This window comes from Streptomyces sp. NPDC034103 (genome assembly GCF_055575395.1).
Genome location: NZ_JBVISS010000013.1, coordinates 148,104 through 163,127 on the forward strand (window position 1 = coordinate 148,104; position 15,024 = coordinate 163,127).

13 protein-coding genes and 1 tRNA gene are annotated in these 15,024 nt (G+C 71.5%); 4 read left to right on the plus strand and 10 right to left on the minus strand.

Translation table 11 applies throughout. From position 1 onward, the window contains the following. Nucleotides 1–44 precede the first annotated feature (44 nt). The 4 genes from ACZ56U_RS28685 to pgsA all read right to left on the minus strand — a co-directional run bounded on the left by ACZ56U_RS28685 (nucleotide 45) and on the right by pgsA (nucleotide 3,534). Complete coding sequence (locus ACZ56U_RS28685) at nucleotides 45–587, minus strand: hypothetical protein (RefSeq protein WP_469086862.1); 543 nt, start codon at nucleotides 585–587, stop codon at nucleotides 45–47. 156 nt (nucleotides 588–743) lie between these two features. Then, nucleotides 744–1,919, minus strand: a complete 1,176-nt coding sequence (locus ACZ56U_RS28690) for a glycosyltransferase family 4 protein (protein ID WP_469086863.1) — start codon at nucleotides 1,917–1,919, stop codon at nucleotides 744–746. After that, entirely contained in the window at nucleotides 1,916–2,824 is a 909-nt protein-coding gene (locus ACZ56U_RS28695) for a phosphatidylinositol mannoside acyltransferase (RefSeq protein ID WP_469086864.1), read from the minus strand. The genes ACZ56U_RS28690 and ACZ56U_RS28695 overlap by 4 nt, the downstream gene beginning before the upstream one ends. Further along, nucleotides 2,821–3,534: a phosphatidylinositol phosphate synthase gene (pgsA, locus tag ACZ56U_RS28700; protein ID WP_469086987.1), complete on the minus strand. Its 714-nt coding sequence runs from the start codon at nucleotides 3,532–3,534 to the stop codon at nucleotides 2,821–2,823. The genes ACZ56U_RS28695 and pgsA overlap by 4 nt, the downstream gene beginning before the upstream one ends. Before the next feature lie 216 nt (nucleotides 3,535–3,750). Here pgsA and ACZ56U_RS28705 point away from each other — a divergent pair, with 216 nt between their 5' ends. After that, entirely contained in the window at nucleotides 3,751–5,946 is a 2,196-nt protein-coding gene (locus ACZ56U_RS28705) for an elongation factor G-like protein EF-G2 (protein WP_469086865.1), read from the plus strand. Nucleotides 5,947–6,291: 345 nt separating this feature from the next. Beyond that, a complete protein-coding gene (locus ACZ56U_RS28710; protein WP_469086866.1) occupies nucleotides 6,292–7,947 on the plus strand; it encodes a hypothetical protein in 1,656 nt (551 codons plus the stop codon). Between the two features lie 84 nt (nucleotides 7,948–8,031). Here the strand turns inward: ACZ56U_RS28710 and ACZ56U_RS28715 are convergent, their stop codons facing one another. Next, on the minus strand, nucleotides 8,032–8,589 hold the full coding sequence (locus ACZ56U_RS28715; protein WP_391240753.1) for an HIT family protein: 558 nt from the start codon (nucleotides 8,587–8,589) through the stop codon (nucleotides 8,032–8,034). Between the two features lie 67 nt (nucleotides 8,590–8,656). On the opposite strand from ACZ56U_RS28715, the gene ACZ56U_RS28720 reads away from it, so the two are divergent. Continuing rightward, nucleotides 8,657–9,313 (plus strand): potassium channel family protein, encoded by a 657-nt coding sequence (locus tag ACZ56U_RS28720; protein WP_469086867.1) that lies wholly within the window; start codon nucleotides 8,657–8,659, stop codon nucleotides 9,311–9,313. 31 nt (nucleotides 9,314–9,344) lie between these two features. Here the strand turns inward: ACZ56U_RS28720 and thrS are convergent, their stop codons facing one another. The 3 genes from thrS to ACZ56U_RS28735 form a co-directional block, all read right to left on the minus strand. After that, entirely contained in the window at nucleotides 9,345–11,321 is a 1,977-nt protein-coding gene (thrS, locus tag ACZ56U_RS28725) for a threonine--tRNA ligase (protein ID WP_469086868.1), read from the minus strand. Nucleotides 11,322–11,668: 347 nt separating this feature from the next. Continuing rightward, nucleotides 11,669–12,904 (minus strand): hypothetical protein, encoded by a 1,236-nt coding sequence (locus ACZ56U_RS28730; RefSeq protein WP_469086869.1) that lies wholly within the window; start codon nucleotides 12,902–12,904, stop codon nucleotides 11,669–11,671. Continuing rightward, the gene (locus tag ACZ56U_RS28735) at nucleotides 12,901–13,467 is read right to left on the minus strand and encodes a DUF4365 domain-containing protein (RefSeq protein WP_469086870.1); all 567 of its coding nucleotides are present in this window, start codon (nucleotides 13,465–13,467) and stop codon (nucleotides 12,901–12,903) included. Before ACZ56U_RS28735 ends, ACZ56U_RS28730 begins: the two co-directional genes overlap by 4 nt. Nucleotides 13,468–13,635: 168 nt before the next feature. Here ACZ56U_RS28735 and ACZ56U_RS28740 point away from each other — a divergent pair, with 168 nt between their 5' ends. Then, complete coding sequence (locus ACZ56U_RS28740; RefSeq protein ID WP_469086871.1) at nucleotides 13,636–14,364, plus strand: exonuclease domain-containing protein; 729 nt, start codon at nucleotides 13,636–13,638, stop codon at nucleotides 14,362–14,364. A 56-nt stretch (nucleotides 14,365–14,420) separates the two neighbouring features. On the opposite strand, the gene ACZ56U_RS28745 is transcribed toward ACZ56U_RS28740, so the two are convergent. Beyond that, a tRNA-Val gene (locus ACZ56U_RS28745) sits at nucleotides 14,421–14,492 on the minus strand. A 39-nt stretch (nucleotides 14,493–14,531) separates the two neighbouring features. Then, entirely contained in the window at nucleotides 14,532–14,978 is a 447-nt protein-coding gene (locus ACZ56U_RS28750; protein WP_469086872.1) for an SRPBCC family protein, read from the minus strand. Between the last annotated feature and the right edge of the window lie 46 nt (nucleotides 14,979–15,024).

Below are 15,024 nucleotides of genomic sequence, written 5' to 3' on the forward strand. Positions count from 1 at the left end.
AGGGCCAATGGGGAGGCGGTGGATCGTTTTTCGAGTGGGGGCGGTCACCCGGCGCGGTCCACCAGGGCCACCGGAGGCTCGTCGTCCATTTCGAAGGCCAGCGGGAACGGGGCGTGTCCGGCCAGCCGGAACCAGCGGACCTTGTAGTGCCGGCGCAGGGCGCGGGCGGCCCGTACGGAGTCGTTGTGGAAGCGCCGGGCCATCGGCACGCGGCGCACCGCCTCGGTCAGCTCGCGGACGGCCGCCTCTCCCCCGGGCGCCTCCCGCACCGCCTCCACCTGCGGAATCTCCGCGAAGACGGCACGCAGAGCCTGACTCAGCTCGCTCTCGGCGACCTCCCGCTGCTCCTCCTCGGCCTGCCGCGCGGCGTGCGCCGCCTCGTAGAGCACGATCGACGCGGCGGGGTCCAGGACGCCGGAGGTCGCCAGTTCCTGGGTCACCGAGGCCCGGCGCAGCAGCTGTGCGTCCAGGGAGGCGCGGGAGGCGTCGATCCGGGCGTGCAACCGGTCCAGTCGCCCTGCGGTCCAGCTCAAGTAGAGGCCGATCGCGATCAGGGCGACGAGGATCCAGATGAGGGTTGAGGTCACGGAGGCAAAGGGTACCGAGCGGCTCGGCCGGTCCGGCCGACGGGCGTACGGGGCGCCGGCCTGCCCCGCGGGACCGACCGCGGTGCGGGCGTCCCCACGCCGTACCCCAGCGGGCTCTCACGGCCCCGGCCACAGGGGAACGGCCCGGCCCTGCCGTCAGTCCCGCGCCATTCCCCAGCGCGCCCGCAGCCCCGTCGCCGGTGCCCTGTCGTCGTCAGCCGCGGCCACCGCCGCCGCTCCCGCGGTCACCGTCTCGTAGACCGACAGGATGTCCGCGCCCACCGTCGACCAGTCGAAGCGGCGTACGTGCGCGCTTCCACGCTCCCGCAGTTCCGCGCGCCGCTGCGGGTCGCCCAGCAGACGCAGCGCCGCGTCGGCCAGCGCGTCGGCGTCCTCGTTGGCGAACAGTTCGCCCGCCGCGCCCTGGTCGAGTACCTGGGCGAAGGCGTCGAGGTCCGAGGCGAGGACCGGCGCACCCGCCGACATGGCCTCGACCAGGATGATGCCGAAGCTCTCACCGCCGGTGTTGGGGGCGACGTACACGTCGACGCTGCGCAGGAAGCGCGCCTTGTCCTCGTCGCTGACCATGCCGAGGAACTCCACGCGCGAGCGCAGTTCCGCGGGCAGGCTCTCCACCGCCTCCTCCTCGTCACCGCGTCCGGCCACCAGGAGCCGGGTCTGCGGACGCGCGGCGAGGATCTTCGGCAGGGCCTTCATCAGGACCGGCAGTCCCTTGCGGGGCTCGTCGATGCGGCCGACGAAACCGAGGGTGTCGCCCTGCCACTCGGGCTTGGGCTCGGCCCTGGCGAAGAAGTCGACGTCGACGCCGTTGGGGATGACGACCGCGTCGCCGCCGAGGTGTTCCACCAGCGTGCGCCGGGCGTACTCGCTCACCGCGATCCGCGCGCTGATCTTCTCCAGGGCGGCCTGGAGGATCGAGTACGCGGCGATCATCGCCTTGGAGCGCGGGTTGGAGGTGTGGAAGGTCGCCACCAGGGGGCCCTGCGCCGCCCAGCAGGCCAGCAGACCGAGGGAGGGCGAGGACGGCTCGTGGATGTGGACGACGTCGAACTCGCCGTCGTGCAGCCAGCGGCGCACACGCGCGGCGCTGAGGAAGCCGAAGTTCAGCCGGGCCACCGAACCGTTGTACGGCACCGGCACCGCGCGGCCCGCCGAGACGACGTAGGGCGGCAGCGGGGTGTCGTCGTCGGCCGGGGCCAGCACGGAGACGTCGTGGCCGAGGCGGATGAAGTACTCGGCGAGGTCGCGGATGTGGAACTGGACGCCGCCCGGCACGTCCCAGGAGTACGGGCAGACGATGCCGATCCTCACGAGGGCCCCTTGCCGGGGTCGAGATCCTTGAGCCACAACCGCTGCAGCATGTGCCAGTCCTCCGGATGGTCGGCGATCCCCGTGGCGAAGGCATCGGCCAGCGCCTGCGCCATGACGGACGTCTTCTCGGCGCGGGTACCTGTCTCGGGTACCTCGACCGGGGGATGCACCCTGCCCCGCATGACGGGCGAGTCGTCGTACCAGAGCGTCACCGGCAGCAGCAGTGCGCCGGTCTGCTGGGCGAGGAGCGCCGGGCCCGCGGGGATGCGGGTGGCCTCGCCGAAGAACTGGACCTCGACACCGGAGGACGACAGGTCGCGCTCGGCGACCAGGCAGACCAGGCCGCCGTCGCGCAGCCGCCGGGCCAGGGTGCCGAAGGCGGAGCCGCCGCTGTGCGGCAGGACCTCCATGCCGAGCCCCTCGCGGTAGGCGACGAACCGGTCGTACAGCGTCTCCGGCTTGAGGCGCTCGGCGACCGTGGTGAACGGCGTCTCCAGCTCGGTGGTGACCCAGGCGCCGGCGAGGTCCCAGTTGGCCATGTGCGGCAGCGCCAGGATGACGCCCTTGCCGGCGGCTAGGCCGTCGGTCAGATGGTGCAGGTCCTTGCCGGCGAAGCTCCCCCTGATGCGCTCCTTGCTCCAGGCGGGCAGCCGGAAGGACTCCATCCAGTAGCGCAGGTACGAGCGCATGCCCGCGCGGGACAGCTCGGCGAGGCGCTCGGGGCTCGCGTCGGGCACCACGCGCGCGTAGTTGCTCTCCAGGCGCAGCACGCCCTTGCCGCGCTTCTTCCAGGCGAGGTCCGCGATGGTCCGGCCGAGACGCACCGCCACCGGCTCGGGGAGCTTCTTCACCGCTCCCCAGCCCAGGCCGTACAGGGCGTCGGTGAGCCGCTCCTGAGCCGTCACGTCGTCCTCTCCTGCGCGGCCGCCGCCTCCGCCTCCGCCGACTCCCGGCGGACCGTGACGACGCGCTGGATCAGCGTGACCAGGCTGCCCACGGCGACGATCCACAGAGCGACCGGCAGCAGGTACTGGATGCCCGGCACCCCGAACGTGTGCAGGCCCGCGAGTCCGGCGGCGACCAGGGAGATCACCAGGCGCTCGGCCCGCTCGACGAGCCCGTTGACGGCGACCGGCAGACCGATCGACTCGCCCCGGGCCTTGGTGTACGACACCACCTGGCCGCTCGCCAGACAGAAGATCGAGACGGCGCACAGGACCAGGTCGTCGCCGCCACCGGCGTACCAGAGGATGAAGCCGCCGAAGACCGCGCTGTCGGCGACCCGGTCGAGCGTGGAGTCCAGGAAGGCGCCCCAGCGGCTGGAGCGGCCGAGCTGGCGCGCCATGTTGCCGTCGACCAGGTCGGAGAAGACGAACAGCGTGATCACGACCGTGCCCCAGAAGAACTCGCCCATGGGGTAGAAGACCAACGCGCCCGCGACCACTCCGGCGGTACCGAGGAGCGTGACCGTGTCGGGGCTGACGCCCCTTCTGATCAGAAATGAGGCGAACGGGGTGAGGACACGCGTGAAGAATGCACGCGCGTACTTGTTCAGCATGGCCTTCCCGAGGGTCGGTGTGGCCGCGCGGCCCCTGCTGGCCACCGGCTGGCCCATCGTAGCCACGCGCGCGCGTGGGCGAACGCCGGGCACTCGCGCCCCATGTCACGGGCCCGTGGCGTACGGGTAACGGCGCGATCGCGTCCGCCGTATGGACGCACCGTGACGGGAGTGGAAAGCTCGAAGAACCGCGGGCGTCACCGGAGCCGCCCTCGTACGCGGCCCCGCCTGCCCGCGCCCACAGTGACCTCACCGTGCACGGGAGGCAAGGCCATGGGCGACAAGGCGAACGCACATCCCGGAGCCGCCGGCAGGGCAACGGCGGCCGACCATCCCGCGTCCGTACGGAATGTGGTGCTGGTCGGCCACTCCGGATCGGGCAAGACGACGTTGGTGGAGGCCCTCGCGCTCACCGCGGGGGCGGTGAACAGGGCGGGCCGCGTGGAGGACGGCGGCACCGTCTCCGACTACGACGACATCGAGCACCGCCAGAACCGTTCGGTGCAGCTCTCCCTGGTGCCCGTCGAGTGGGACGGCATCAAGATCAATCTTCTCGACACCCCCGGATACGCCGATTTCGTCGGCGAACTCAGGGCCGGTCTGCGCGCCGCGGACGCGGCCCTTTTCGTCGTCTCGGCCTCCGACGGCGTGGACGGCTCGACCCGCGTGGTGTGGGAGGAGTGCGCGGCGGTCGGCATGCCGCGCGCGATCGTGATCACGCATCTGGAGGCCGCGCGGGCGGACTTCGAGGAGATGACCCGGATCTGCGCGGAGGCGTTCGGCGCGGACGACCCCGATGCCGTGCTCCCCCTGTACCTGCCGCTGCGCGGCCCGCAGGGCCCGGACGGGCACGCGCCCGTGACCGGTCTGACGGGACTGCTGTCGCAGAAGCTGTTCGACTACTCCTCCGGCGAGCGCAAGGAGTCCGAGCCCGGCGAGGACCAGCTGCCGGAGATCGAGCAGGCCCGCAACCGGCTGATCGAGGGGATCATCTCCGAGAGCGAGGACGAGACCCTCATGGACCGCTACCTCGCAGGCGAACAGGTCGACGTCACGACGCTGATCGAGGATCTGGAGCGGGCCGTCGCGCGCGGGGTGTTCCACCCCGTCCTGGCCGCCGCCCCCGCGGCCGAGGGCGCCACACAGGGGCTCGGCACCGTGGAGCTGCTGGAGCTGATCACGCGCGGCTTCCCGACCCCGTTCGAACACCCCACACCCGGTGTCACCACCACCGACGGCAAGCCGCGCGAGATCAAGGCCTGCGACACCGACGGCCCACTGGTCGCGGAGGTCGTGAAGACCTCCTCCGACCCGTACGTGGGCCGGGTCTCCCTCGTCCGCATCTTCTCCGGCACCCTGCGCCCCGACGAGACGGTCCACGTCTCCGGACACGGTCTGGCCGACCGCGGGCACGAGGACCACGACGTCGACGAGCGGGTCGGCGCGCTGTCCACCCCCTTCGGCAAGCAGCAGCGCCCGGTGACGCACGCCATCGCCGGCGACCTGGTGTGCGTGGCCAGACTGAGCCGGGCGGAGACCGGTGACACCCTCTCGGCCAAGGACGATCCCCTCCTGATGGAACCCTGGGAGATGCCCGACCCGCTGCTGCCGCTCGCCATCCAGGCGCACAGCAAAGCGGACGAGGACAAGCTCTCCCAGGGCCTTGCCCGGCTGGTCGCCGAGGACCCGACCATGCGGCTGGAACAGAACCAGGACACCCACCAGGTCGTCCTGTGGTGCCTGGGCGAGGCGCACGCCGACGTGGCGCTGGAGCGGCTGCGCAGCCGGTACGGCGTCCAGGTCGACGTCATCCCGCACAAGGTGCCCCTCAGGGAGACGTTCGCCGAGAAGGCGGCCGGACGCGGGCGGCACGTGAAGCAGTCCGGCGGACACGGGCAGTACGCCATCTGCGAGATCGAGGTGGAGCCGTTGCCGGGCGGCTCGGGCATCGAGTTCGTGGACAAGGTCGTCGGCGGCGCGGTCCCCCGGCAGTTCATCCCGTCCGTGGAGAAGGGCGTACGGGCCCAGGCCGCCAAGGGGGTGGCGGCCGGTTACGCGCTCATCGACGTCCGGATCACGCTCCTCGACGGCAAGGCGCACTCGGTGGACTCCTCCGACGCCGCGTTCCAGACGGCCGGCGCGCTGGCGCTGCGGGAGGCGGCGGCCGACGCGAGGATCCATCTGCTGGAGCCGGTGGCGGAGGTGAGCGTCCTGGTCGGCGACGACTACGTGGGCGCCGTGATGAGCGACCTGTCGGGGCGGCGCGGCCGGGTGCTCGGCACCGAGCAGACCAGCGGGAACCGCACCCTCGTCAGGGCCGAGGTGCCGGAGATCGAGATCGGCCGGTACGCCGTCGACCTGCGCTCCCTGTCGCACGGCACGGCACGCTTCCACCGCTCCTATGCCCGGCACGAGCCGATGCCGGCGCAGGTCGCCGAGAGGATCCGTGAACAGGTGCGCGCGTCCTAGGAGTTGGCGCGGGGAACACGTCAAGTGGCGTGTGCGGAACGCTCCCCCGCGGGTCGGCGACGTGAGTGCGGCGCAGGGGCGGGCCGGGGCCGGGAAGTCGAACGCGCAGGCCCGAAGGGGCTGAGCACGGTCGACCTCCCGGCCCCGGCCGACAGCGCCCCGGAGGCGAACGGGCCCGAAATCAGGTGCCTTCGGCCGTCCGACGACGGATGTCGGTGGTGGCGGATACTCTGAGAACAGTGATCACGTCGGGCCCGGATCGCGGGACGACCTGATCAACAGGTGTGCGGGGCAAGGAAGTCGGGAAGGCCGCAGGAGCGACAGTGGCGGCGATCGGGGGCGGGAATGACCGTTGACAGCGGTTACGCGGACATCTTCGGTCCGCAGGTGCCGCGCACGGGCGACGAGAGTCAGACGGCGACGTTCGCGCTGGCCTCGGCGGCCTATCGGGACAACAGGGTCGACGACATCCTCAAGGCCAACAGCGAGTGGCACGAGACGATCGTCAGGCCCGGCAAGATGAAGCTGTTCGAGCCCCGGCTCGGCGAGGCCTTCTCGCGGGCCGTGGTCGACCGCATGATCGGGCCCGGCCGCAAGCCCCTGATCCAGTCCTTCGGCACCGAGCCGCAGGTGGTCGTCGACCACTGTCTGGCCGCCAACAACATCCGCAAGGACCGTGACCGGCTGCTGAGCGTCGTCATGGTGGTCTGCGGTCTGCTGGCCCTGCCCGGACTCATCGTCTGGCTCCTGGTCTTCCAGATCCGCAGGACCATCGCCAAGGGCGAGAACAAACAGGCGGGCGCGTTCGCCACCGCCCTGCTCGTCGCCATGGGCGCCCTCGCCGTGATCTTCCTGCTCCGCACGCCCTTCACGGGGTTCTGGACCTGGTACGCGCGCGCGGCGGTGGTCGCCCCGGTGGTCGGCTGGTTCTGGGCCAAGCAGATCTGTGAACGCACCGCCCGTGACCTGCGCGGCCGTTGGGACAGCCTGCTGGCCGGCAGCAGCGTCGGCGCCAAGGTCCCCGAGGCGGTCCCCAGCAGCCCGGGCGAGACCGCCGCCGAGCAACTGCGCCAGTCCCTGGCCAAGCTGAGCGCCGAGCAACAGTCCAACTCGGTCTTCTACGCGGGCCCCAAGGGCATACTCGGCATGGGCACGCGGTGGGGCAGCTGGCAGCTGGCCGAGGACCTGGTGGCGGCAAACCCCGACCGGGAGATCCACCCCTTCCGCAGCTGGGACGTCATCCGCTCCATCCACGACCAGCTGCGCATGCTGGAACGGAACACCATCAACACCGGAGGCTTCCCCAAGGCCTCGGTACGGCACTGGATCGTCACGCCGGTCGCCGAGGGCGCCAAGGCGGTGTCCCGGCCGGAGGGCACCGACGTCGAGGCGTACCAGATCAAGTCGCACGCGATACAGGACATCTGCAACAAGCAGCAGTTCGGCAGCGGCGACCGCCACTACCTGGGCGTGCAGTGGGTCCTGTGGGACGGCCAGCTGGTCCTCACGATGCTGGTCACCGTGACCGTGCTGCACCAGACCCTGCGCATCGAGGTCACCGGCCATGCCCTCGGCCCGGTGAACCCGCTGTTCATGAACAAGCCGGAGGCGCCCACGAAGGAGGTCGCCAAGTCGTTCAAGCCGTGGGAGACCCGCAAGGTCAAGCTCCCGCTGGTGGACAGCGACGAGGTGGTCCGGATCGCCGTGCGCGCCCCGATCTCCTGGTACCCGCCCCTGCTGAACTGGCTCGGCGGGGGGATAGTCCTGCCCGAGCCGTTCGGCCTGCGGCACGTGTGGGCGGACAAACCGTGGCGGCACCGCTTCATGGCCGACGACGCGATGCGCGCCGCGGCACCGGTGCTGCGGGTCGTGCACTCGGCGGCGATCCGGGTCCTGGCGGAGAACGGCGTGGACACGGAGAAGTTCGGCTCCCGCTCGGCGTTCCTGAGCACGGCGGTGCAGGACCCCGCGCCGCGGAAGGCCGACCTGTACGACGCGTGAACCTCCGGCGGCCCAGCCGCGCGGCTGTGTGGGGGGCTGGGGCGCGTCCCCGGCCCCCCACAGCCTGAAGGGGGGCGAGCCTGCCTACGCGGGCCAGGCCTCCGCCAGCATCTTGCGGGTGTCGGCCAGCAGCTGCGGCAGCACGCGGGTGTGGCCGACGACCGGCATGAAGTTCGTGTCGCCGCCCCAGCGCGGAACGATGTGCTGGTGCAGATGGGCGGCGATGCCGGCGCCCGCCACCGAACCCTGGTTCATGCCGATGTTGAAGCCGTGGGCGCCGGACGCCGTGCGCAGCGCGGTCATCGCCTGCTTGGTCAGGGCGGCGAGCTCGACGGTCTCCGGCTCGGTGAGGTCGGTGTAGTCGGCGACATGACGGTAGGGGACCACCATCAGGTGCCCGCCGTTGTACGGGTACAGATTGAGCACCGCGTACACCTGCTCGCCACGCCGGACGACCAGACCGTCCTCGTCGGACTTGGCCGGGATCGAGCAGAAGGGGCATCCGTCGTCGGCGCCTGGGCCGGTCGGCTTGTTCTCGCCCTGGATGTAGGCCATCCGGTGGGGCGTCCACAGACGCTGGAACGCGTCCTGGGTCCCCACTCCCCACTGCTGCTCCGGCTCACTCGTCATGCCATGCAGCATATGGCGTCGCCCGTTCGCGGCGTGTCGCCGGGGTTGTGGCGCGACCCCCCGGGGCCAAGCTGGGTCGGTGGACGACGACAGCCCCCGGGCTCGCTGGGAACGGCGCACCGAGCTCCCCCTCGCCGTGGCGTCACTGGCGTTCCTCGCCTCGTACGCGATCAGCGTCCTGGCCCGGGATCTGCCCGGGTTCTGGCGGGGTCTGTGCCTGGCGGTGACGCTGGCCGCGTGGGTGCTGTTCGCGGTCGACTACGCGGTGCGCTGGCGACTGGACGGACAGCGGCTGCGCTTCGTGCGGACGCACTGGCTGGACACCCTGGTGCTGGTGCTCCCCCTGTTGCGGCCGCTGCGGATGGTCAGGGTGTACGAGGCCGTGCAGCGCCGGCACGGGCGACCGCGGCTCGCGCTGCACGCGCGCGTGATGCTCTACGCCGGCCTGTCGACCGTCCTGCTCGGCTTCGCCGGCGCGCTCGCGGTCTACCAGCAGGAACAGGGGGCGCCGGACACGACCGTGCGGACGTTCGGGGACGCCGTGTGGTGGACCTGCGCGACCCTCGCCACCGTCGGCTACGGCGATGTCGCGCCCGTCACCCCGGGCGGACGGCTGATCGCCGTCGGGATCATGGTCGTCGGTCTGGCCCTGCTCGGCGCGGTGACCGGGACCTTCGCCTCGTGGCTGTTGCAGGTGTTCGCGCGGGAGGACGACGAGAGGCCCCCCGGAGACTGAACCTCCAAGGGGCCTCTGCGCAGTCCGTGGATCAGACCTGCGTCCGCTCCTCGACGACCTTGGCGATCTTCGCGAGGGCCTCGTCGAACGGGATGCCGTTCTCCTGCGAGCCGTCGCGGTAGCGGAAGGAGACCGAGCCCGCGGCCATGTCCTCGTCGCCCGCGATGACCATGAAGGGCACCTTCTGCTTCTGGGCGTTGCGGATCTTCTTCTGCATCCGGTCCGAGGAGGAGTCCACCTCGACCCGCAGCCCCTGCTTCTTGGCGGCGGCGGCGAACTTCTCCAGGTACTCGACGTGCGCGTCGCCGATCGGGATGCCGAGCGCCTGCACCGGCGCCAGCCACGCCGGGAAGGCGCCCGCGTAGTGCTCCAGGAGGACCGCGAAGAACCGCTCGATGGAACCGAACAGCGCGCGGTGGATCATGACCGGGCGCTGCTTGGAGCCGTCGGGGCCGGTGTACTCCAGGTCGAAGCGCTCCGGCAGGTTGAAGTCGAGCTGGATCGTCGACATCTGCCAGGTGCGGCCGATGGCGTCCTTGGTCTGGACGGAGATCTTCGGGCCGTAGAAGGCGGCGCCGCCCGGGTCCGGGACCAGCGGAAGGCCCTGCTTCTCGGCGACCTGGCGGAGCGTCTCGGTCGCCTCCTCCCAGACCTCGTCGGTGCCGACGAACTTCTCCGGGTCCTTGGTGGACAGCTCCAGGTAGAAGTCGGTCAGACCGTAGTCCCGCAGCAGGCCGAGGACGAAGGTGAGCGTCTTGTCGAGCTCCTCCGACATCTGCTCACGGGTGCAGTAGATGTGCGCGTCGTCCTGCGTGAAGCCACGCGCGCGGGTGAGGCCGTGCACGACGCCCGACTTCTCGTACCGGTACACGGTCCCGAACTCGAACAGGCGCAGCGGCAGTTCGCGGTAGGAGCGGCCGCGCGCGTCGAAGATCAGGTTGTGCATCGGGCAGTTCATGGGCTTGAGGTAGTAGTCCACGCCCTCGTCGAGCTGCATGGGCGGGTACATGCCGTCGGCGTACCAGTCCAGGTGCCCGGACTGCTCGAAGAGCTTCCCCTTCGTCGCGTGCGGGGTGTAGACGAACTCGTAGCCCTCCTCCTCGTGACGGCGGCGCGAGTAGTCCTCCATCACGCGGCGGATGATGCCGCCCTTGGGGTGGAAGACCGCGAGGCCGGAGCCGATCTGCTCCGGGATGGAGAACAGGTCGAGCTCGGAGCCCAGCTTGCGGTGGTCGCGCTTCTCGGCCTCGGCGAGGAAGTCGAGGTGCGCCTTCAGCTCGTCCTTGGTCGGCCAGGCGGTGCCGTAGATGCGCTGGAGCATCGGGTTCTTCTCGCTGCCGCGCCAGTAGGCGGCCGCGTTGCGCATCAGCTTGAACGCCGGGATGTTCCGGGTGGTGGGCAGGTGCGGACCGCGGCAGAGGTCCTTCCAGCACAGGTCGCCGGTCTTGGCGTCGAGGTTGTCGTAGATCGTCAGCTCGCCGGCGCCGACCTCGACGTCCGCGCCGTCGTCGGAGGAGGCCGAGCCCTTGAGGCCGATCAGTTCGAGCTTGTACGGCTCCGAGGCCAGCTCCTCACGGGCGGCCTCGTCAGTGACCACACGGCGGGAGAACCGCTGCCCCCGCTTCTGGATCTCCTGCATCTTCTTCTCGATGGCCTTGAGATCCTCGGGCGTGAACGGCTTCTCGACGTCGAAGTCGTAGTAGAAGCCGTCCTTGACCGGCGGGCCGATGCCCAGCTTGGCCTCGGGGAAGAGCTCCTGGACCGCCTGGGCCATGACGTGCGCGGTGGAGTGGCGCAGGATGTCGAGGCCGTCCTTGGAGGAGATCTCGACGCCCTCGATCTCGTCGCCCTCGGCGACGACGTACGCCAGGTCCTTCAGCTCACCGGACACGCGCGCGGCGATGATCGAGCGCTCGCCGGCGAAGAGCTCGGCGGCCGTGGTGCCCGTCGTCACCGTGCGCTCTTCCCGCTCGGAATCGCGTTGGATGATCACACGGACGTCTGACACCGGTCTCTCCTGACTGAAGGGGGATGCGGGCGCCGTACCGTGAGCGCGCGCAAGAGGCGATCGTACCGACCCGGGCCCCACCTCCGCGAAATCGGTCCGGCCGAGCCCCCTCGGCGGACCTCCGCACTTCCCCGCCGAGGCCCTCCCAGAGGGCTTCTCAGACTCCTCCGGGGGTCCTCACCGCGAGCCCCCGCACCCCCCGCCGGGACCTCCCCGCAGGCCCGCGCACCCCGCCGAGCCCTCCACAGGCCTTCTCAGCCTCCGCCGAGCCCCATCCGCGGCCCCTTCGGCTCCCGGCCGGGCCCCTCTCCCCCGCCGAGACCACCTGCGGACCTCCACAGCCCCCCTCACTCCCCGCCCGCACCCTCCTCCCCGCAGGCCTCCTCGAAGAAGTCCAGGTTCTCCTGGAGGGACTTCATCAGCCGGTCCCGCTCGGCCTCGTCGACCTGGACGGGTGCGACGCCGGAGGCCCCGGTGAGTCTGCGGAAGCCGCCCCGGCTCTCCAGCCGCCCGTGCACGCGCACCGGCAGTCCGACGAGGTGCGCGTGACCGGCGATGCGGTACGCCTCCTCGTCCAGGGTGAGCCGGATGTGCGGCACCTCGGCGCCGGCGATCACCCGCAGCCGTACGCTGCCGTCCCCGCGCGCCCCCGACCTGCGCATCCGCACCACGGCCCCGGTGATCCGCACCGGCACGGACGGCTCCTCGCGCAGATAGCGGGCCCCGGCCTCGCGCAGCACGGGCAGGTCGCCCGGCGAGAACTCCACGGGCTCGACCCCGGCGGCGCAGTCGGCGGGCACCCCGGTGGCGGGCGCCCACTCCACGGCGACGCGCGCGCCCTCCGTGCCGCGTACGAGGGCGATCAGCGCCTCGGTGAGCTCCCGGCTGACGCCTGCCTCGACGGCACCGTCGAAGGCGTCCATGCCGCCGGTGGCCCGCTGGTAGTCGATGGCCTCGCGGGCGGCGTACAGGGCCTGGTGGAGGCGTACGGCGAGGGAGCGGCCGGTGCCGACGGGCACGAAGGCGGTCAGGCCGCCGCCGACGGCCGCGCCGACGAGCACGCTGTCGATCAGGGCGGCGGCGGCACGGCGGTGCCGGGCGCCGTGGTACCCGGCACGCGCGCGGGTGGCGAGCGCGCCGGCGAGGAGCATCTGACGGGCGGCGGCGCGCAGTTGCTCCTCCACCGCCCAGGGCGCACTCCCGCCGGGGCCGGTCGGCACGTCCCGCCACCAGCGGATCTCGTCGCTGGGGACGGCGAGGCCGACCAGTACCTCGCGGGCCCAGGGGGTGCCGCTGCGGGCGAGGGCGGTGAGCGCCTCGCCGAGCAGGTCGTCGCTGTCGGGGAAGGCGCGGCTCTCGGGCACGAGCAGGCTGGTGCCACCGTTGCCGGGGCCGGGCGGTGTCCAGCGGCCGTAGCGTCCGGAGGCGCCGCCGCGGCGCTGCCAGCCGTGCCGGTGCAGCAGGGCGCCGAGGACCGCGGGGTCGACCTCGCCGGGCTCGGGGGTGCGGTCCCAGGCGGCAGCCGGTTCTACGGGATGGGGGCGCCCGGGCCGCAGCACCTCGTCCAGGGGCCGGTGGGTCATGGTCTGCCTCCCGTACCGACCCGCGTCATGATCTCGCACAGCGCCCGGTCGTCGAAGATGCGCGAGGTCGGTACCCGCACGGTGGTCCGGGTCCGGCCGGTGACCGGGTGGCCGGCCAGGTTGACCCAGTAGCAGCAGTGCCTGAGGTCGAGCCGGTCGTGGCTGGCGCGCAGCCAGTCGTCCTGGGATCTCGGCACGAGCATGACCACGAGGATCTTGTGCACCGAGACCGGGGTGCGGGCGAGCTTGCGCAGGTGGTCGTTGTCGAGCGTGAAGGAGAAGAACCGGCCCGGCGGGTTCGGCGGGACCTGGTAGGTGCATTTGAGCTGCACCTTGATGGTGACCTCGTCGTCGACCGTGTGCCCGGGTGAGCCGTGGCTGACGTGCCAGTCGATGCCGTTGTCCGGGAAGGGCTGCGACAGCGAGCAGCCGGCCGCCGCCGCGACCGCGTGCAGATAGCCCACCTGAAGGGTCTCCATGCAGGCGGTGGTGGCGAGTGTGCCGCGAAGAGGGCTCGTGCGTTCGGGCAGCAGCCCGCCCCGCTCGGGCTGCGCTATCGCCATGACCAACAGCCTTCCGCTTTCGGTGAGTTCGCACCGCGGGTCACTGAACTGCGAGGACCCGTATTCCTGTTGTGTCCTTCCGGCGTACGGCGCAAACAGCCCGGGTATCACCAAACAGGCAGAAGACGGTGCGTCAGCTGCCGTGGGTGAACGAGGGGTTGTGGAGCTATGACGTGCTGGTACGAAGGGCCCCTGGCCGCCTTCGACACGGAGACCACGGGTGTCGACGTCGAGACCGACCGGATCGTGTCGGCCGCCGTCGTCGTCCAGGACGCCCCCGGGACCCGGCCGCGGGTGAGCCGGTGGCTGGTGAACCCGGGGGTGCCGGTGCCGGAGGCGGCTACGGCGGTGCACGGGCTGACGGAGGATCATCTCCAGCGCAACGGCCGCTGGCCTGCGCCGGTGATGTACGAGATAGCGGAGCATCTGGCCGAGCAGGCCGCCGCGGGCCGCCCGCTGGTGGTCATGAACGCGCCGTTCGACCTGACCATCCTGGACCGGGAGTTGCGCCGCCATCGCGCCTCGCCCCTGGACCGCTGGTTCGAGTCCGCGCCCCTGCTGGTGCTGGACCCGAGGGTCCTGGACAAGCATCTGGACCGCTACCGGAAGGGTCGGCGCACGCTGACGGACCTGTGCGCGCACTACGAGGTCACGCTGGACGGCGCGCATGACGCGGGCGCGGACGCGTTGGCCGCGCTGGACGTCGTACGAGCCGTGGGGCGCCGGTTCGCGGCGCGGCTGGAGCGGCTGAGTCCGGGCGAGCTGCACACGCTCCAGGCGGTGTGGCACGCGGCGCAGGCGCGCGGGCTGCAGGCGTGGTTCGCGCGCAGTGGCACCCCGGAGGCGGTGGACCCGGCGTGGCCGCTGCGTCCGGAGCTGCCGGCCGCGGCCGCGTGAGCGGGGCCCGAACACAAGGAAGCCGGTCCGCGTGACGCGGACCGGCTTTCTCCCGGTGGGCGATACTGGGTTCGAACCAGTGACCTCTTCGGTGTGAACGAAGCGCTCTCCCACTGAGCTAATCGCCCGGGAACGCACTGAACAATACAGGTCTCCGCGCCGTTCCTTCAAACCGCTTCCAAGTAGGCGGCCAGCCCTCGCCGTCCGGCCCGCATCATCAGCCGGTGATTGGCCCGGAACACCGGCCGCCCCGGCACCGCGAGCCGCCGCAGCAGCGGCTTGTTCACGTCGACGACCTGGTCGTAGCGCGCGAGGCAGCCGGTCCCACGCGCCGTGAGCGTCCAGCGCGCCCATCCCTCCAGGTCACCGGTCATGGCGATCTCCAGCACCCCGGCCGCCGGGTCACGGATCACCTCGCGCGCGGTGAAGGTGAGGTCGTACGGCAGGGTGGCCCGGATCCTGATGACACCGGTGGTGTCGTCCAGGCGGGTCACCTCGCGGACCTGGGGCCACCAGCGGGGGTAGTCCTCGGCCTGCTCCAGGGCGCCGTAGACGGCCGAGGGCGACGCGCCCAGGGCCCACTGCGTGCGGAAGCGGTAATGGGTCCAGTCCATGCACAGAGTGTGCCCGTGGAGAGATGAGTACGTTCTGAGTACGCGC

Excerpts from the sequence above, each read along its gene's own strand:
- ACZ56U_RS28750 (WP_469086872.1), bottom strand. The coding sequence starts at position 14,978 with ATGGACTGGACCCATTACCGCTTCCGCACGCAGTGGGCCCTGGGCGCG.
- ACZ56U_RS28710 (WP_469086866.1), top strand. The coding sequence starts at position 6,292 with ATGACCGTTGACAGCGGTTACGCGGACATCTTCGGTCCGCAGGTGCCG.
- ACZ56U_RS28715 (WP_391240753.1), bottom strand. The coding sequence starts at position 8,589 with ATGCTGCATGGCATGACGAGTGAGCCGGAGCAGCAGTGGGGAGTGGGG.
- ACZ56U_RS28705 (WP_469086865.1), top strand. The coding sequence starts at position 3,751 with ATGGGCGACAAGGCGAACGCACATCCCGGAGCCGCCGGCAGGGCAACG.
- ACZ56U_RS28735 (WP_469086870.1), bottom strand. The coding sequence starts at position 13,467 with ATGGCGATAGCGCAGCCCGAGCGGGGCGGGCTGCTGCCCGAACGCACG.
- pgsA (WP_469086987.1), bottom strand. The coding sequence starts at position 3,534 with ATGGGCCAGCCGGTGGCCAGCAGGGGCCGCGCGGCCACACCGACCCTC.
- ACZ56U_RS28740 (WP_469086871.1), top strand. The coding sequence starts at position 13,636 with ATGACGTGCTGGTACGAAGGGCCCCTGGCCGCCTTCGACACGGAGACC.
- ACZ56U_RS28730 (WP_469086869.1), bottom strand. The coding sequence starts at position 12,904 with ATGACCCACCGGCCCCTGGACGAGGTGCTGCGGCCCGGGCGCCCCCAT.